Below are 16,607 nucleotides of genomic sequence, written 5' to 3'. Positions count from 1 at the left end.
GCCTCGGGGGGTGTCTCGGATCTCGCCGTACGGAACCTGGTCTTCGCCCATCACCGCCGCCGAGGTGGCCGCCGCCGGTGGCGGCCCGCAGTGGCTCGACGTCGTCGGGGACGAGGTGTGGTGGGCCGAGGCGCGACCCGGTGAACAGGGGCGGGTCGCGCTGGTCCGGGCCGTGCCGGGCGGTACCGAGGACGTGTTGCCCGCGCCGTGGAACGTCCGCAACCGGCTGCACGAGTACGGCGGCCGGCCGTGGGCGGCCGCCGACGGGGCCGTGGTGTTCACGCACTGGGCCGATCAGCGCGTGTACGCGCAGAGCGAAATCGGCGTGGTGGCTCTCACGCCGTCCCCGGCGGAGCCGCAGAGCGTCCGCTACGGCGACCTGCGCGCCGGACGGCCGGGGGAGGTGTGGGCCGTCCGCGAGCGCAGCACCGGCCCCCGGCCCACCGACATCGAGCGGGAATTCGTCGCGATCGCCGTGGACGGCGGCGGTGAGCGGGTGCTGGCCGCGAGCCACCGGTTCCTGACCGTGCCGAAGCTGTCGCCGGACGGGCGGCACGCGGCCTGGTTCGGCTGGGACCACCCGCTGATGCCGTGGGACGGCACCGAGCTGTGCGTGGCGCCCGTCGGCGAGGACGGCGTCTTCGGGCCGCACCGGGTGCTGGCCGGCGGCGCGGACGTGTCGGTGTGCCAGCTCGAGTGGGAGACCCCGGCGGCGCTGCTGGCGCTGGCCGACCCGGACGGCTGGTGGAACCTGCACCGGATCGGCCTGGACGGGTCGGTGGTGAACCTGGCGCCGGTGGAGCAGGAGCTGGGCGGGCCGCTGTGGAAGGCGGGGTCGCGCTGGTTCGCGCCGCTGGGCGGCGGACGGCACGCGGTGCTGTCCGCGGGCCGGCTGGTGGTCCTCGACGAGGCGGACGGCTCGGTGACGCCGGTCGCCGGCGAGCTGACGGCCTGGTCTTCGACGGGGTTCGCGGTCTCCGGCGGCGACGTCGTGGGCGTTGCGGGCGGCCCGGCCCGGGAGTCCGCCGTGGTGCGGGTCTCTTTCGACGGCGCGGTGACGGACCTGACGCCGCAGCCGGAGCTGCCCGCGGCCTACCTGCCGGAGCCGCAGGAGCGGGTGTTCAGCACGCCGGACGGCGAGACCGTGCCGGTGGTGCTGTACCTGCCGCGGAACCCGGAGTTCACCGCGCCCGAGGGTGAGTTGCCGCCGCTGCTGATCGACGTCCACGGCGGCCCGACCGGGCAGCACTTCGCCGAGCTGAACCTGGAGATCGCGTACCTCACCAGCCGCGGCATCGCCGTGGCGGCGGTGAACTACGGCGGGTCGACGGGGTTCGGGCGGGCCTACCGGGAGCGGCTGCGGGAGCAGTGGGGGGTGGTGGACGTCGCCGACTGCGTGGCGGTGGCCGAAGCGCTGGTGGCGGCCGGGCTGGCCGACGGCGACCGGCTGGGGATCCGGGGCGGCAGCGCGGGCGGGTTCACCGCGGCGGCGTCGATGACGACGACGAAGACCTACCGGGCGGGCACGGTGATGTACCCGGTGCTGGACCTGGCCGGCTGGACCGGCACCGAGGGCGACACGCACGACTTCGAGTCGCGGTACCTCGACGGGCTGGTCGGGCCGCTGCCGGAGGCGCGGCAGCGGTACGTCGAGCGTTCGCCGCTGGCGAACGTCGGCGGGCTGGCCGGGCCGGTGCTGTTCCAGCAGGGACTGGAGGACCGGATCTGCCCGCCGGAGCAGGCCGACCGGTTCGTGGCCCGGCTGGCCGGGCGCGGGATCCCGTACGCCTACCAGCGGTTCGCCGGTGAGCAGCACGGGTTCCGGCAGGCGGCGACGATCGTGGCGGCCCTGGAGGCGGAGTTGTCGTTCTACGGTCAGGTGTTCGGCTTCGAGACGCCGGGCGTGGCGCGGCTGGAGCTGTCGAAGTGAGGCCGCCGCGGTTGCGGGCCGGCGACACGCTCGCCCTGGTCGCACCGGCCGGGCCGGTGCCGGCGGACCTGCTGGAGAAGGCGTTGCCGGTGCTGCGAGGCTGGGGTGTCGAGGTGCGGGTCGGGCCGTGCGTGCGGGCGGAGCCGGGTTCGCCGCCGTACCTGTCCGCGCCGGACGCGGCGCGGGCGGCGGAGTTCACCGAGGCGTGGCTGGACCCCGGGGTGCGGTGCGTGCTGGCCGCCCGGGGCGGCTACGGGGTGCAGCGGATGCTGGACCTGGTGGACTGGGCGGCGCTGCGGGCGGCGGGGCCGAAGGTGCTGGCCGGGTCGTCGGACATCACGGCGCTGCACCGGGCGGTGGACGTCCACCTCGGACTGTCCACTTTGTTCTCGCCGATGCCGGCGAGCGTGCTGTTCGACGACTTCGCTCACGAGCACCTGCGGCGGGCGCTGTTCGAGCCGGAGCGCAACCTGGTGGTCCGCGGCGGGGCACCGCTGGTGCCGGGCCGGGCGTCGGGGATCCTGACGGGCGGGAACCTGTCGCTGCTGGCGGCGGGGATCGGCACCCCGGAACACGGCTCGGCGCGGGACGCGATCGTGCTGCTGGAGGACGTCACCGAGAGCGTGTACCGGCTGGACCGGATGCTGACGCAGCTGCTGCGCAGCGGCTGGTTCGACGGCGTCCGCGGCATCGTGCTGGGCTCGTGGGCGGCGTGCGGGGACCCCTCGCAGGTGCGTGCGGTGATGCTGGACCGGCTGGGGCCGTTGGGGGTGCCGCTGGTGGAGGAGTTCGGGTTCGGGCACGTGGCGTCGTCGCCGACGTTGCCGCTGGGGGTGCCGGTGGCGCTGGACGCGGACCTGGGGACGTTGACGTTCGACTCCCCCGCGCCGGCATGACGCCGTCGGAGGCCCGCGAACGGTTCGCCGCGGCCCGGGTGGCGCGGCTGGCGACGGTGTCGGCGGCCGGGGTCCCGCACCTGGTCCCGGTGACGTTCGCGGTGCGGGGTGACGTGGTGGTGTTCGCGGTGGACCACAAGCCGAAGTCGACGACGGCGCTGCGGCGGCTGCGCAACATCGAGGCGAACCCGGCGGTGTGCTTCCTGGCGGACGGCTACGACGAGGACTGGTCGCGGCTGTGGTGGGCCCGCGCGGACGGCGTCGCGCGGGTGCTGCCGGACGACGAGCGGGCCGAGCCGGTCTCATGGCTGGCCGCGAAGTACGTGCAGTACGCGGTGCGGCCGCCGGAGCACGCGGTGGTGGTCACCGAGGTGCACACCTGGCGTGGGTGGACCGGGTCGTGAGTGGACCGGCGAGTTTCTGGCCAAGGTCTAGGTCGTGACTTCGACCAACCGCTCATCACCCGACCACTGGAAGCCGCGGTAGGCATCCCGGCGTCGGGCTTCATTCGTCGATACTGAGGCTCTCTGAGATGCGGGCAAGATGTGCCACTTGTTCTTGAATCTGCTTGTTGCCGATACCGCCGCTGCGAGCCAACGACGCCAAAGATTTGCTGATCGCGTCTAGATGCTTCACCGCCTGGGTCAGGCGTTCCTCGGGATGCCTGGACGACGTGGCGAACGTTCGATTACGGATCAACCCGACATCAAGCGCGAAGCGGTCAGTGTACCGCTCGCCGTCAGGTGCTGTGGAGCTGATCGTCACCGTGAAAGCATCCGGAAACGGGTCGTTGTTCTTCCAGCCGCCGTCGTGGTCGTCGATGCCGTCAAAGTAGATGTTGTCCAGTTCCATGCCCGGAACCAAAGTGGGGACAGGTTTTTCGTACCGGGCCTTGAGGAAAACACCAAGGCTTTTGTGCGCGGCATCGGGCAGCGGGTCCGGCAACGGCGGGTCAAAAGTCACCACGACATCGCGCGCGACCGCAGGACCGTAGTTCTTGATCACGAGTATCTGTGTGCCGCGCACATAGGGCACCTCTCGCAGCTCTGCCGCCACCATCGGACGTGTGCGTGCCTGGCTGTCCCGGTCCGAACGCTTCAACGTCCGGTTGCCGTTGGTCGCCGACCAGATTGCCGCGCACGAACTGACCACAGCCGCGCCGCCGGCGATCCACGCGGGCTCGATCATGGGGCTAGCCTCCTGGGCCGCCGTACGAAACACCGAAGACCCCGAATGGTAGCCGTCGCAGGCCCGGCTAGCCGCGTCACACGCGGATGCCCGCGAGCTGGATAGACGGCCGGCAGACAGACTTGATCAGTCCCGAAGGAACTTCTCCGGGCGGCGCCAGGCGTCGATGATGCCCATCGGGTCCGGGCGCAGCAGCGAAGCCGCCGAGTACAGGCTGGCCAGGACGACCCCGGCGATGAACCACCAGTCGTAGAGCGCCTGCTCGCCCGTCGGGTAGTACACCAGGGTCACGAACACCGACACCGCCACCACGAGCGCCAGGTGCCGCGGCTGCCACTTGAACGCCGACAGGAGCACGAAACCCCAGGTCAGGTACCACGGCAGGGTCGGCGGCATGAGGATCGCCACGGCCAGGAGCGAGATGCCCGCCCGGTACACCGCCTCCGTGCCGCCGCCGCGGGCGAGCCACCACTGGCGGACGCCGAAGCCGATCAGCAGGAGCATGCCTGCCGCGCGGGCGACCGTGACGAACGGGGAGACCTGGACGTCCACGATGAGGTGGACCAGGTTGTAGAACACCTCGCCGATGCCGGTCGGGATGTTGAGCCAGTTCGCGATGAGCTGGGGGGCCTTGAGCCCGGACCACCAGCCGAGGTTGAGCGAACCGAGCGAGATCCACGTGCCCGCGACGAACACCGGCAGGAACAGGCCCACCGAGGCCGCGCCGGCGCGGAGGAAGTTGCGGACCTTCGATTCTCCCGTGAGGTGGTTGGCCCACATCCAGACGATGAACGGCAGCGCGATGGCCGCGGTCGGCTTGATCAGCATGCCGATCGTCACCAGGATGACCGCCACGACGTGCTTGCGTTCCAGGGCGGCGAGGACGCCGATGGTGAGGAACGCGAGCATCATCAGGTCGTTGTGCGGGCCGCCGAAGAGGTGGATGACCATCATCGGGCTGGCCACCGCGAGCCACAGCGCGACCGGGAGCTTGCCGCCGAGGTGCTTGACCAGCCGGGGCAGCGCCCACAGCGTCCCCGCGAGCCCGGCCAGCAGCACGACGCGCATCAGGATGACGCCGAGGATCATGTTGTCGCCGGTGGTGGCGACCACGCCCTTGGAGATCAGCAGGAACAGCGGGCCGTACGGGGCCGGGGTGGTCTGCCAGAGCGGGTGGACGTTCTGCACCACGTTCGGCAGCACGTCGAGCTCGGCGGGACCGTTGGCGTACGGGTCGAGGCCGTAGAGCAGCTGGGCGCCCTGGCCGAGGTAGGAGAAGACGTCGCGGGTGAACAGCGGCGGCGAGATGAGCAGCGGCGCCATCCAGCACCCGGCGGCGACCAGGACGGGGCGGCTGCCGACCCGGCCGAGCAGCACGTAGCGGCCGAGCCGGACCCAGGCCCACACGACGAGACCGAAGCCGGTGTAGAGGACGGCGTTGGCGAGCATGCGCCCGTGGCCGTAGCGGATCCACGACAGCGGGCCGTGGCCGAGCACGGGGTCGGAGATCAGGATGCCGCCGGCGCCGAACGCGGCGAGCATGAGCAGGGTGCTGCCGACGGTGCCCATCGCGATCGTGCGGTAGGGGAACCGTGAGGGCACGCGGAGCCGCTCGGCCAGTCCGGTCGAGGGCGTCTGTGCGGGGTCGGTGGTGGTCGCCATTTCCGTTCGGAGATTACACACCGCGCTCGCGCGGAGTTCCCGCAGTATCAGGTTTCCACCGTGCGGCGCTGGGCGGTGCCGCCGGGGAGGGCGGCCAGGAGGGACTTCGTGTAGTCGTGCTGCGGGTCCAGCAGGACCTGTTCCACCGTCCCGGTTTCGACCAGCTCGCCGCGGTACATCACGGCCACGCGGTCGGCGATGTTCCAGGCCAGGCCCAGGTCGTGGGTGATCACCAGTGCGGCGAGGCCGAGTTCGCGGCGCAGCCGCAGCAGCAGCGCCAGGATTTCGCCGCGGACGGAGGCGTCGAGCGAGGCGACCGGCTCGTCGGCCACCACCACCGACGGTTCGAGCGCCAGCGCCCCGGCGATCACGACGCGCTGGCGCTGGCCGCCCGAGAGCTGGTGCGGCAGCCGGTCGGCGTACTTCTCGGCAGGCCGCAGCTCCGCGGCTTCCAGCGCCCGGTGGACGACCGCGCGCTCGTCGGGCAGCTTGTGGATCCGCGGTCCCTCGGCGACCGCCTCGTACACCGTGTGGGCCGGGTTGAGCGCGCTGGTGGGGTCCTGCAGGACGAGCTGGACCTGACGGCGGTAGGCCTTGAGGCCCGCTCCCCCGATCGGCACCGGCTTCCCGGCGTAGCGGACCACGCCGGAGTCGGGTTTCTGCAGGCCGAGCAGGGTGCGGGCGAGGGTCGTCTTGCCGGAGCCGGACTGGCCGACCAGTGCGACGATCTCGTCGCGCGCCACGGTGAGGTCGACCCCGGCGACGGCGTCGATCCGCTTGCCGGTGCGGTCCCGGAAGGACACCCGCAGATTCTCCGCGGCCAGCAGCGGCTCGCCCGCCGTCCGGTCCGGGGGTTCCGGCGGCAGCGGGGTGCTGGTGGCCGGGGCGAAGCGGGACACCGGGTCGCCGACGGTGGGGAACGCGGCGGCCAGCGCGCGGGTGTGTTCGTGCTTCGGCGAGCCCATCACCTCGGCGCTGGGGCCTTCCTCGACGATCTGCCCGTCGTACATGACGGCGATGCGTTCGCAGGTGGCGGCGAGCACGGACAGGTCGTGGCTGATCATGACCAGGCCGATGTGCTGTTCGGCGACCAGCTTGGAGAGCAGGGCGAGGACCTGGGCCTGGACGACGACGTCGAGGGCGGTGGTCGGTTCGTCGGCGATGATCAGCCGGGGCGCGCAGGCCAGGGCCATGGCGATCATGACGCGCTGCTTCTGCCCGCCGGAGAGCTCGTGGGGGTAGGCGCCGGCCCGGCTGGGGGGCAGGTCGACCTGGGTGAGCAGTTCGGCGACGCGGGCGTCGACCTCGGCGTCGGTGTACGGCTTCCCGGACGGCGGGTGCAGCCGCAGCGGCTCGGCGATCTGCTCGCCGATCCGGCGGACCGGGTTGAGCGCGTGCATGGCGCCCTGGAAGACCACCGACGCCTCGGCCCAGCGGACCGCGCGCAGCCGACCCCACTTCATGGTGGTGACGTCTTCGCCGTCGAGCAGGATCTCGCCGGTGATCTTCGCGGTGCGCGGCAGGAGCCGCAGCACGCTCATCGCGACGGTGGACTTGCCCGAGCCGGATTCGCCGGCGACGCCGAGGGTGCCACCGGGGTCGAGGGTGAGGCTCACCCCGCGGACGGCGGGCACGTCCTTGTCCCCCACCGCGTAGGTGACGTTCAGGTCCTGGAGCTGCAGCAGCGGGGTGGTCACTTCTTCAACCTCGGGTTGAACACGGTCTCCAGGCCCCGGCCGACCAGGGTGAAGAAGAGGACGACGAGGACGATGGCGATGCCCGGCGGGAGCACGTTCCACCAGGCGCCGCGGCTGATGGCGCCGTTGTTGAGCGCGTCTTCGAGCACCTTGCCCCAGCTGACGGAGTTCGCGTCGCCGACGCCGAGGAAGGACAGCGTCGCGTCGGCGATGACGGCGTTGCCGACGACCAGGGTGGTGTTGGCCAGGACCAGCGGCATCACGCCGGGCAGGACGTGCCGTCCGATGATGTGCAGGTGGCCGCCGCCGAGGGCGTGGGCGCGCTCGATGTAGGGGCGGCTTTCGATGGTCAGCGTCTGGGCGCGGACCAGCCGGGCGGTGCTGGGCCATGCGGTGAGGCCGATGGCGATGATGATCGTGCCGACGCCCTTGGGCAGCACCGCCGAAAGCGCGATCGCGAGGATCAGCGAGGGCAGGACCAGGAAGAAGTCGGTGAACCGCAGCAGGGTCGCCGACACCCAGCCGCCGAAGTGGGCGGCGGTGATGCCGATCAGGGTGCCGATGACGACCGACAGCAGCGCGGCGGAGAACCCGACGAGCAGGGAGATCCGGGTGCCCCAGGCGGTCATCAGCAGCACCGAGCGGCCGAAGTTGTCGGTGCCGAGCCAGAACTCGGCGTTCGGCGGGGACAGCGGCGTCCCGGTGGCCTTGGTGACGTCGAGGCCGGTTTCGTCGCTGATCAGCGGCAGGATCAGGGCGACGAGCACGGTGGCGCCGAGCAGGACGAGCCCGGCGAGCGCGGCCCGCTGGCCGGCGAACTCGCGCCAGGTCCGGCGCAGTGACGCGCGGCGGCGGCTCCAGGCGATCTGCCGCGGTGTCTCGGCGGTGGTCATGAGGTACGCACCCTGGGGTCGAGCACGCGGTAGAGCAGCTCCGCGAGCAGGTTCATCAGCACCACCGCGCTCGCCAGCACGGTGAACAGGCCTTGCAGCACCGGCAGGTCGGGGCCGTGCAGCGCCTCGTAGGTGAGCTGGCCCAGCCCGGGCCAGCTGAACACGGCCTCGACGGTGACCGCGCCGGCGAGCACGTGGCCGAACTGCATGAACACCAGCGTGGTGGTGGGCAGCAGGGCGTTGGGAACGGCGTGGCGGCGGCGGACGAGGTCGTCGCGCAGGCCCTTGGCGCGGGCGGTGGTGAGGTAGTCGGCGTTCATCTCCCCCAGCAGCGACGACCGCATGATCAGCATGTACTGGGCGTAGAACACCGCCAGCAGCGTCACGCACGGCAGCACCAGGTGGTGCAGGACGTCGAGGGTCTGGGAGAGGACGTCGGGCGCGGCGTCCGGGGAGTGCATGCCGCGGCTGGGGAACAGGCCGCCCGTGACCACCAGCAGCATCAGGCCGAGCCAGAACTGCGGGACCGACCAGAAGGTCAGCGCGATCCCGGTCTGGGTGCGGTCGAAGAAGCTGTCGCGGCGCCAGGCGGCGCGGATGCCCAGCCACAGCCCGAGCAGGACGGCGAGCACGGTGGCGCTGCCGACGAGCAGGATGGTCGGCCAGAGGCGTTCGCCGATCATGTCGGCGACCGGGCGGCCGTTGTTGAGCAGCCGGGATTCGCCGAGGTCGCCGTGCAGCAGGTTCCAGAAGTAGGTGCCGAACTGGACGACGACGGGCTTGTCGACGCCCATCTTCTCGCGCAGTTCGGCGATCTGCTGGGGGCTGGTGACGCGGTCGCGGGTCATCGCCGCGACCGGGTCGCCGGGCAGCAGCCGGAACAGGAAGAAGAACAGCACGATCACCAGCACGATGCTGACCAGCGCTTCGGCGATCTTGGTGAGGACGAACCGGGCCGTGCCGGTCCCGCCGCGGTGCTCGCCGGGATCGGCGAGCACCGCGGCCTGTTCGGGGGCGGTCATGGTTACTCGCGGTCTTCCGAGGTCTTGTTCCGGCGGCTGAGGACGATGCCGCCGGCCACGAGGACCACCACGACTACGGCGCCGACGACGATCCACACGACGGTGGTGTCGGAGCCGCCGCCGGTGGCGCCGGCGGCCTTCGTGCCGTCGGAGCCGGCCGGGGTGGCGCCGTAGACGCCCCAGTAGCCGGTCTGCTCGAGGATGGCGCCCTTGGGCTGCGGCTGGGTGGTGAAGCCGGTGAACTTGTCGGAGCGGTAGGCCTCGAGGGCGTTCTGGTAGTCGAGGACGATCGTCGGGAACTGGCTGTAGAGACGGGCCTGTGCCTGCTTGACGTACCCGGCGCGCTTGGTGTCGTCGGTTTCGGTGAGCTGCTTCTTGTAGAGGTCGTCGTAGGCGGCGTCGCAGAAGAAGGTGTCGGTGCTGCCGCCCTTGCCGTCGGCGCTGGGGCGGGCGGCGCAGGTGTGCAGCGACAGCGCGTAGTCCGGGTCGGGGCTGGTGCCGTAGCCGCCGATGGCGAGGTCGTACTTGCCGACGGCGGTGCGGTCGGACAGCTCGTCGTCGGAGACGAGGTCCTGCTTGACGGTGATGCCGATGTCCTTGAGCCAGCCGGTGACGTACTGGGCGACACCCTGGTCGTAGCTGCGGTTGGCGTGGCCGGTCAGGCGCAGTTCGAGCTTGGCGCCGCCGGGTGCGGTGCGGACGCCGTCGGCGCCCTTCTGGTAGCCGGCCTGGTCGAGGGTCGCGTTGGCCGCGGCGAGGTCGAACTTGACCTTCTCGGCGGCGGCGGGGTCCCAGTGGTAGGCGGCGTAGACGGGGGGCACGATGCCGCCGCCGACCTGGCCGAGGCCCTTGAGGACCTTGTCGACGATGGCCTGGGTGTCGACGGCCTGGGTGATGGCCTTGCGGAGGTTGATGTCCTTGAGCACGGGGTTGCCGTCACCGATCGGGTTGTTCGCGTTGTCGGTGACGCCGAAGTTGATCGACAGCTCGTCGTAGCGGCGGCCGGGGGCGGCGTTGGTGGTGATGCCGTCCTGGCCCTGCAGCGCGGCGAACTGGTTGGGGTTGAGCCGGTTGATGACGTCGACTTCGCCCTGCTTGAGCGCGTTGACCGCGGCCTCGGTGTCCTTGAACTGCAGCAGCTGCAGCTCGTCGATCTTGGGGGCGCCGCGCCAGTAGTCCTTGTTGGCCTTGAACTTGACGTACTCGTTCGGCTTGTATTCGGTGATCTGGAACGGGCCGTCGGAGACGCCGGCGACGGCGAGGCTGTCGGTCGAGGCGGCCTTGAGGTCGGTGACCGGCTCCCAGATGTGCTGCGGCACGATCGGGACGTCGAGCAGGTTCATGTTGACCTGCACGGTCTTGGTCTTGATGACGAGGGTGGTGTCGTCGGGCGCGGTGACCGTCTCGAAGTTGGCGACGTAGTTGCCGTTGGCGGTGCGCGCGTTCTCGTCGGTGAGCATGCGGTTGAACGTGAACGCCGCGTCCTTCGCGGTGACCGGCTGCCCGTCGCTCCACTTGACGCCGCTGCGGATCTTGAAGGTCCAGGTGAGCTTGTCCGGCGACGGGGTCCACGACTCGGCGAGCGCGGGGGCGGCTTCGGCCTTTTCCGCGTTCGGGACGGTCAGGAACTCGAAGGTGAACCGGCCGATCTGCGTGGAGGCGGCGAGCACGGCGGTGAACGGGTTGAGGTGGTCGATGCCGGTGGTGAGCGCGACCCGCAGCACCTTGGCCTGCTGGGCCTGGGCGGGACCGGCGAGCGGGATCGCCGCCAGTGTCGCGGCCGCGACGACCGCGCCCACGCGGGCGAATCGCCCGGATCTGCGTTGGAACTGCACCGAAAACCACCCCATCGTTCGCTTGTGAGCCTCCCCCAAGGACGAGAAGTAACCACATATCGGGACAACCGCGCAATATGTTGCCGCCTCGGCGAGTGCCCGATCGTTATCGACGCGAGAGTCGTCACGCTGAGTGACATTCGGCGAAGGGGGCGTTCCGCCTCCCGGGACCGGCCGCGCTGGTTAGAGTGCCCGGCATGCGCATCCTGATCTCGGCGGACATGGAGGGCGCCACCGGCGTCACCTGGACCGACGACGTCGTGCCCGGTTCGCCCCAGTGGGACCGCTTCCGGCGGCTGTTCACCGGCGACGTCAACGCCGTGCTGGCCGGGTTGTTCGAGGCGGGCGCGAGCGACGTGCTGGTCAACGAAGCCCATTCCTCGCAACGGAATCTGCTGCTGGAGGACCTCGACCCGCGGGCGCGGATGCTCACCGGGCGGCACAAGCCGCTGTCGATGATGCAGGGCGTCGATTCCGGTGTGGACGGTGTGGTGTTCCTCGGCTACCACGCCGGCGCCGGGTTCGACGGGGTGCTTTCCCACACCTATCTGGAGAACCAGATCACCGGGGTGTGGCTGGACGACGTCCCGGCGAGCGAGGGGCGGCTGAACGCGGGCATGGCCGCGGAGTACGGCGTCCCTGTCCTGCTCGTTTCGGGTGACGACAAAACGTGTGACGACGCCCGTGATTACGCTCCGGAGGCGGAGCTGGTCCAGGTGAAGGAATGCGTGAGCCGGTACGCGGCGATCTGCCTGCCGCCCTCGCGCACCGCGGAGCTGCTGACCGGCGCGGCGGCCGACGCGATGGCGCGGGCCGGGCGCGAGGAGCGGCAGGTCCGGGGGCACCGGATCGAGGTGGAGTTCGACGCGAGCCACCTGGCGCAGGCGACGGCGGTGATTCCGACGGTGGAGCAGATCGGCACGCGGCGGGTCGGGTTCGACGCGCCGGACATGACCGAGGCGATGAAGTGTTTCAAGGTCGTCACGGCGATCGCGGCCGGGGCGGTGCAGGGTATCTATGGCTGACCTGCCCGACGTCGTCGAACTGTGTGCCGGCCTGATCCGGTTCGACACGACCAACCGCGGGAACAACGACGCCCGGCCCGAGCGGCCGGCCGCGGAGTACGTGGCCGCGTTCCTGGACGGCCTGGGCATCCCGTCGCGGATCCTGGAGGCCGCGCCGGGGCGGGCGAGCGTGATCGCGCGCGTGCCGGGCACCGATCCGTCGTTGCCGGCGCTGCTGGTGCAGGGGCACCTGGACGTCGTCCCGGCGGACGCCGCGGACTGGTCGGTGCCGCCGTTCGCCGGCGAGGTGCGCGACGGGTACCTGTGGGGCCGCGGCGCGACCGACATGAAGGACTTCGTGGCGATGGTGCTGGCGGCGCTGGCCGGCGGGGTGCGCCCGCGGCGGGAGCTGGTGCTGGCGTTCGTCGCCGACGAGGAGGACCGCGGCGAGTGGGGCGCGCACTGGCTGGTCGCCCGCCACCCCGAGCTGTTCGAGGGGTGCGCGGCGGCGATCAGCGAGTCGGGCGGCTACACCTACCACGTGCCCGCCGCCGACGGCCGGGACGTGCACCTGTACCCGGTGGGGACGGCCGAGCGCGGCACGGCGCACCTGCGGCTGACCGCGCGCGGCCGGGCCGGGCACGGTTCGCGGCCGAACGACGAAAACGCCGTCACCCGCCTGGTGGGTGCGCTGCACCGGATCGCCGCGCACCGCTGGCCGGTGTCGCTGACCCCGGCGGTCCGGGCGTTCCTGGAGCGGACGGGGGCGGCGCTGGGGGTGCCGGTCGAGCTGTCCACTTCGGAGGGTGTGGACGCGGCGGTGGCCGCGCTCGGCCCGGCCGGCTCGCTGGTGGTGCCGACGGTCCGCAACAGCACGACCCCGACGATGCTCGAGGCGGGCTACAAGGTGAACGTGATCCCGTCGACGGCTTCGGCGCAGGTGGACGTGCGGGTGCTGCCCGGGACCGAGGAGTCGTTGTTCGCGGCGCTGGACGAGCTGCTCGGCGAGGGCGTGACGCGGGAGTTCGTCGCGCACCAGCCGCCGGTGCAGGCGCCGGTGGATTCGCCGTGGTTCACCGCGATGGCTTCGGCGTTGCGGGCGGAGGACCCCGAGGCGGTGGTGGTGCCGTACTGCCTGGGCGGCGGAACGGACGCGAAGGCCTTCGCCCAGCTGGGCATCGACTGCTACGGCTTCGCGCCGCTGTGGCTGCCGAAGGGGTTCCCGTACCGGGCGATGGCGCACGGGGTGGACGAGCGGGTGCCGGTGGCGGGCCTGCACTTCGGCACCCGCGTCCTGGCCCGGTTCCTGGAGAACTGCTAGCTCAGCGCGCGCCCGAGGAGGGCGAGCAGGCTGTCCCAGTGATGTTGCCGGGCGGTGGGGTCGAAGGCGTCGGTGTCGGCCATGGTGAAGCCGTGGACGGTGCCGGGGTAGATCTCGGAGGTGTACTCGACGCCGGCGGTGTCGAGGGTCCGGTTGAGTGCGGCGAGGGCTTCCGGGGTCAGGTCGGTCGCGGCGTGGCCGAAGTGGATCCGGGCGGTGATCCGGTGCAGGCTGTCCTCTCCGGCGGCGGCCACCGGGGCGTGGAACCCGGCGAGGGCGGCCACCCGGCCGGGGTGGGCCGCGGCGGTGTGTGTCGCCAGGAGGCCGCCGATGCAGTAGCCGGTCGTCGCGACCGGGCCGGGCCGGACCTCGGGGCGGCTGGTGAGGAACGCCAGGTAGGCGTCCGCGTCGCGCCGGATGCGGTCGGTGGTGTGCGCCTCGATCATGGGCATCAGCTGGGCGAAGACCGCGGGCCGGGCCTCCTCGCCGATGTGTTCGGGGAGGTCGATCACCGGCGCCGGGCCGTGGCGGTAGAAGGGGTTGGGGACGAGCACGTAGTAGCCGTGCCCGGCCAGTTCCTCGGCCATCTCGCCGAGCACGGGCCGGATGCCGAAGCCGTCGGGGTACATCAGGACCCCGGGGTGCGGCCCGCCGTCGCCGGGGAACGCGGCGACGGCGTCGGCGTGGCCGTCCGAAGTGGGGATGCGCAGTGACTGAAGGGGCATGATCGCCGAGCCTAGGTCACCGGATCAGGGACGACGACGAGTTTTCCGGTGGCCCGGTCCTCCTCCATGTACCGGTGGGCCGCGGCGATCTCCTCCAGCGGGAAGACCCGGTCGACGTGCGGCCGGTACGTGCCCGCCTCGACTTCGCCGATGATCCGCTGCAGCAGCTGCGTGCTGCCTTTGAGGGTGTCGCTGTGGAAGGCGGTCAGCTTGGTGCCGGACGGGATCTTGGCGATCGGCTCGAAGTCCGGGACGATCCAGCCGCTGAGCGAGCCCGCCACGCAGACCGTGCCGCCGCGGCGGACCAGGCGCAGCGAGTCCACGGCCGTGCGGGCGCCGACGAGGTCGAGGACCCAGTCCGGGCCTTCCGGCCACAGTTCGGCCAGGGCGGTGAGCGGGCCGCCGTCGTCGATGAGGACGTGGCCGGTCAGCGCCGCGGCTTTGGCGGGCCGGCGGGTGGTGGTGGCGACCGCCAGGCCGTGGCCGGTCGCGATCGAGGCGGCGGCCAGCCCGACCGAGGACGTGCCGCCGCGGATGAGCAGCCGCCCGGTGCTGCCCGGGCCGATCCCGAGCGCGTCGAGCGCGCCTCGAGCGGTCAGGTACGTCTCGGGGAGGGCGGCCAGGACGTCCCAGGACAGGGTGGTGGTGACCGGCATCAGCAGCGGGTTCGGCAGCAGGGCGTATTCGGCGTAGCCGCCGTCGAAGGCGCGGCCCATCTCCCCCATCACCGCCGCGACCGTGGTGCCGTCGGGGATCCGCGGGTCGGTCGAGGCGGCGACGGTCCCCACGCATTCGATCCCGAGCACCCGCGGGAAGACCACGTCCGGGGAGTGGCCTTGCCGGGTCCGCAGCTCCGACCGGTTCAGGCCGGCGCCCTCGACCCGCACCAGGCTCCAGCCGTCCCGGACCGCCGGGACCAGCAACTCCCGGATTTCCAGCACTTCCGGGCCGCCGGCCCGGACACACACCGCAGCTCGCATCGTGTTCATGCGATCCACCCTCACCGGCGCGGGCGGTGGCCGACCACCGGTAGAATGCCAAGTTATGCCCATCGGCCGCCAAGCTTCGCGGATCTGGCCGTCCGGTGGCGTGCACCTGTGGCCGCCGGGCGCCACCAGCGAGGCGGACGTCCACGACCGGGGACACCTGGTCTACGCGGCCCGGGGCGTGCTGTCGGTGCACACCGAGCGGGGGACGTCGATCGTGCCGGCCAACCGGGTGGCCTGGACCCCGGCCGGGTTCGTGCACCGGCACCGCGCGCACGGCCACACCGACATGCGGATCGTGTTCCTGCCGGCGTCACTGGCCCGGCTGGTGCCCGCTCGCCCGGCGGTGTTCACCGCGTCGGATCTGGCCCGCGAGGTGCTGCTGGCCCTCACCGGCCCGCGCGAGTACGACCGGGCCGCGAGCGCGCGCCTGCGCCGGGTCCTGGTCGACGAGCTGCGCGAAGCCCCCGAGCAGCCGCTGCACCTGCCCGAGCCGCGCGACGACCGGCTGCGGGCGATCGCGCGGCGGCTGTACGAGGAGCCCGGCGACACGACCTCGCTGGCGGAGCTCGGGCAGCGGATCGGCGCCGGCCCGCGCACGCTGAGCCGGTTGTTCCGAGACGAGCTCGGCATGACGTTCTACCAGTGGCGCACGCAGGTGCGCATCGGCCACGCCCTGGTCCTGCTGGCCGAGGGGCACGACACCGCCCACACCGCGCGGGCGTGCGGCTGGGCGAACCCGAGCCACTTCATCGCGGCGTTCACGGCCGTGGTGGGGACGACCCCCGGCCGGCACCGGGCTAACGGGTGAAGGTGGCCCAGTAGCGGGCGCCGTCGCGGACGGTCTCCAGGCTGAGCAGCCGGACGCCGTCCTGGGCGACCGATTCGACCTCGGTGCGGCTGAACGGCCACGGCGGGCTCTGCCAGTTCGCCATGTCCATGTTCTCCTCCGCCACCTCGCACACGATGGCGGTGCCGCCCGGGGCGAGGAACGAGGCCAGTGACTTGAGCGCCGCGGGGCGGAAGTCGCGGGGCATGGCCTGGATGTTCATGATCTCCACGACCAGGTCGAACTCCTGTGTCCACTCCGAGGGCGGGTTCAGCAGGTCCGCGACCACGTAGTCCACTTCGGACTCCGGGAACCGGGCCTTGGCCGCCGCGACGGCGGTCGGGGCGACGTCGAAGCCCGTCACGGCCCAGCCGTGGGCCGCGAGCAGTTCCGAGTCGTCGCCCAGCGCGCTGCCGACGACCAGGGCGCGGCGGCCGGCTCCCGGGTGGGTCCCGGCCCAGGCGGCGAGGTCGATGCCCGGTTTGCCGCGGGTCCACGGGACCTCGGCCTCGCCGCGCGCGGCGGCGGTGTAGAGCTGGTCGAACCAGGCGGTGGGGTCGCCTTCGGCGAGGGAGGCGCGGGCGAGTACGCGGTCGGCGGGTTCCGGCGTCGTCATGAT

Annotated in this window: 15 protein-coding genes; 6 read left to right on the top strand and 9 right to left on the bottom strand. The window is 71.9% G+C overall.

Features of this window, described 5'->3' with window-relative positions; all coding sequences use genetic code 11:
* Nucleotides 1-10 precede the first annotated feature (10 nt).
* The 3 genes from ACWEGE_RS01185 to ACWEGE_RS01175 are packed head-to-tail and all read left to right on the top strand — an operon-like array spanning nt 11 to nt 3,230.
* Nucleotides 11-1,930 (top strand): prolyl oligopeptidase family serine peptidase, encoded by a 1,920-nt coding sequence (locus tag ACWEGE_RS01185; protein WP_449658432.1) that lies wholly within the window; start codon nt 11-13, stop codon nt 1,928-1,930.
* On the top strand, nt 1,927-2,826 hold the full coding sequence (locus ACWEGE_RS01180; RefSeq protein ID WP_449658431.1) for a S66 peptidase family protein: 900 nt from the start codon (nt 1,927-1,929) through the stop codon (nt 2,824-2,826). Before ACWEGE_RS01185 ends, ACWEGE_RS01180 begins: the two co-directional genes overlap by 4 nt.
* On the top strand, nt 2,823-3,230 hold the full coding sequence (locus tag ACWEGE_RS01175; RefSeq protein ID WP_449658430.1) for a TIGR03668 family PPOX class F420-dependent oxidoreductase: 408 nt from the start codon (nt 2,823-2,825) through the stop codon (nt 3,228-3,230). The genes ACWEGE_RS01180 and ACWEGE_RS01175 overlap by 4 nt, the downstream gene beginning before the upstream one ends.
* Nucleotides 3,231-3,330: 100 nt before the next feature.
* Here the strand turns inward: ACWEGE_RS01175 and ACWEGE_RS01170 are convergent, their stop codons facing one another.
* From ACWEGE_RS01170 to ACWEGE_RS01145, 6 genes are all read right to left on the bottom strand, one after another.
* On the bottom strand, nt 3,331-4,014 hold the full coding sequence (locus tag ACWEGE_RS01170) for a hypothetical protein (protein ID WP_449658429.1): 684 nt from the start codon (nt 4,012-4,014) through the stop codon (nt 3,331-3,333).
* A 126-nt stretch (nt 4,015-4,140) separates the two neighbouring features.
* Complete coding sequence (mptB, locus tag ACWEGE_RS01165; protein WP_449658428.1) at nt 4,141-5,676, bottom strand: polyprenol phosphomannose-dependent alpha 1,6 mannosyltransferase MptB; 1,536 nt, start codon at nt 5,674-5,676, stop codon at nt 4,141-4,143.
* Between the two features lie 47 nt (nt 5,677-5,723).
* On the bottom strand, nt 5,724-7,373 hold the full coding sequence (gene nikE / locus ACWEGE_RS01160; RefSeq protein ID WP_449658427.1) for a nickel ABC transporter ATP-binding protein NikE: 1,650 nt from the start codon (nt 7,371-7,373) through the stop codon (nt 5,724-5,726).
* A complete protein-coding gene (locus tag ACWEGE_RS01155; RefSeq protein ID WP_449658426.1) occupies nt 7,370-8,266 on the bottom strand; it encodes an ABC transporter permease in 897 nt (298 codons plus the stop codon). Before ACWEGE_RS01155 ends, nikE begins: the two co-directional genes overlap by 4 nt.
* Nucleotides 8,263-9,288 (bottom strand): ABC transporter permease, encoded by a 1,026-nt coding sequence (locus tag ACWEGE_RS01150; RefSeq protein ID WP_449658425.1) that lies wholly within the window; start codon nt 9,286-9,288, stop codon nt 8,263-8,265. The genes ACWEGE_RS01155 and ACWEGE_RS01150 overlap by 4 nt, the downstream gene beginning before the upstream one ends.
* Nucleotides 9,289-9,290: 2 nt before the next feature.
* Nucleotides 9,291-11,138, bottom strand: coding sequence for an ABC transporter substrate-binding protein (locus tag ACWEGE_RS01145; protein ID WP_449658424.1), 1,848 nt, complete (start codon nt 11,136-11,138; stop codon nt 9,291-9,293).
* A 182-nt stretch (nt 11,139-11,320) separates the two neighbouring features.
* Between ACWEGE_RS01145 and ACWEGE_RS01140 the strand changes: the two genes are divergently transcribed.
* Both ACWEGE_RS01140 and ACWEGE_RS01135 read left to right on the top strand, forming a co-directional pair.
* Complete coding sequence (locus ACWEGE_RS01140; protein ID WP_449658423.1) at nt 11,321-12,148, top strand: M55 family metallopeptidase; 828 nt, start codon at nt 11,321-11,323, stop codon at nt 12,146-12,148.
* Entirely contained in the window at nt 12,141-13,448 is a 1,308-nt protein-coding gene (locus tag ACWEGE_RS01135; protein ID WP_449658422.1) for a M20/M25/M40 family metallo-hydrolase, read from the top strand. The genes ACWEGE_RS01140 and ACWEGE_RS01135 overlap by 8 nt, the downstream gene beginning before the upstream one ends.
* Here ACWEGE_RS01135 and ACWEGE_RS01130 read toward each other — a convergent pair.
* Both ACWEGE_RS01130 and ACWEGE_RS01125 read right to left on the bottom strand, forming a co-directional pair.
* The gene (locus ACWEGE_RS01130; RefSeq protein WP_449658421.1) at nt 13,445-14,173 is read right to left on the bottom strand and encodes a dienelactone hydrolase family protein; all 729 of its coding nucleotides are present in this window, start codon (nt 14,171-14,173) and stop codon (nt 13,445-13,447) included. The two genes, ACWEGE_RS01135 and ACWEGE_RS01130, sit on opposite strands and share 4 nt — an antisense overlap.
* 11 nt (nt 14,174-14,184) lie before the next feature.
* On the bottom strand, nt 14,185-15,162 hold the full coding sequence (locus tag ACWEGE_RS01125) for a zinc-binding dehydrogenase (RefSeq protein WP_449658420.1): 978 nt from the start codon (nt 15,160-15,162) through the stop codon (nt 14,185-14,187).
* A 55-nt stretch (nt 15,163-15,217) separates the two neighbouring features.
* Between ACWEGE_RS01125 and ACWEGE_RS01120 the strand changes: the two genes are divergently transcribed.
* Nucleotides 15,218-15,970: an AraC family transcriptional regulator gene (locus ACWEGE_RS01120; protein ID WP_449658419.1), complete on the top strand. Its 753-nt coding sequence runs from the start codon at nt 15,218-15,220 to the stop codon at nt 15,968-15,970.
* Here the strand turns inward: ACWEGE_RS01120 and ACWEGE_RS01115 are convergent.
* Entirely contained in the window at nt 15,960-16,604 is a 645-nt protein-coding gene (locus ACWEGE_RS01115) for a class I SAM-dependent methyltransferase (RefSeq protein ID WP_449658418.1), read from the bottom strand. The genes ACWEGE_RS01120 and ACWEGE_RS01115 overlap by 11 nt on opposite strands.
* Nucleotides 16,605-16,607 lie beyond the last annotated feature (3 nt).

This window comes from Amycolatopsis sp. NPDC004747, assembly GCF_053601335.1.
The sequence above is the reverse complement of the archived record's forward strand: the minus strand, read 5'-3'. Positions and strand labels throughout refer to the sequence as shown.

What these genes read in the sequence shown, in the direction of transcription:
- ACWEGE_RS01175 (WP_449658430.1), top strand. Translation starts at nt 2,823, where the DNA reads ATGACGCCGTCGGAGGCCCGCGAACGGTTCGCCGCGGCCCGGGTGGCG.
- ACWEGE_RS01170 (WP_449658429.1), bottom strand. Translation starts at nt 4,014, where the DNA reads ATGATCGAGCCCGCGTGGATCGCCGGCGGCGCGGCTGTGGTCAGTTCG.
- mptB (WP_449658428.1), bottom strand. Translation starts at nt 5,676, where the DNA reads ATGGCGACCACCACCGACCCCGCACAGACGCCCTCGACCGGACTGGCC.
- ACWEGE_RS01155 (WP_449658426.1), bottom strand. Translation starts at nt 8,266, where the DNA reads ATGACCACCGCCGAGACACCGCGGCAGATCGCCTGGAGCCGCCGCCGC.
- ACWEGE_RS01150 (WP_449658425.1), bottom strand. Translation starts at nt 9,288, where the DNA reads ATGACCGCCCCCGAACAGGCCGCGGTGCTCGCCGATCCCGGCGAGCAC.
- ACWEGE_RS01145 (WP_449658424.1), bottom strand. Translation starts at nt 11,138, where the DNA reads ATGGGGTGGTTTTCGGTGCAGTTCCAACGCAGATCCGGGCGATTCGCC.
- ACWEGE_RS01140 (WP_449658423.1), top strand. Translation starts at nt 11,321, where the DNA reads ATGCGCATCCTGATCTCGGCGGACATGGAGGGCGCCACCGGCGTCACC.
- ACWEGE_RS01135 (WP_449658422.1), top strand. Translation starts at nt 12,141, where the DNA reads ATGGCTGACCTGCCCGACGTCGTCGAACTGTGTGCCGGCCTGATCCGG.
- ACWEGE_RS01130 (WP_449658421.1), bottom strand. Translation starts at nt 14,173, where the DNA reads ATGCCCCTTCAGTCACTGCGCATCCCCACTTCGGACGGCCACGCCGAC.
- ACWEGE_RS01125 (WP_449658420.1), bottom strand. Translation starts at nt 15,162, where the DNA reads ATGAACACGATGCGAGCTGCGGTGTGTGTCCGGGCCGGCGGCCCGGAA.
- ACWEGE_RS01120 (WP_449658419.1), top strand. Translation starts at nt 15,218, where the DNA reads ATGCCCATCGGCCGCCAAGCTTCGCGGATCTGGCCGTCCGGTGGCGTG.
- ACWEGE_RS01115 (WP_449658418.1), bottom strand. Translation starts at nt 16,604, where the DNA reads ATGACGACGCCGGAACCCGCCGACCGCGTACTCGCCCGCGCCTCCCTC.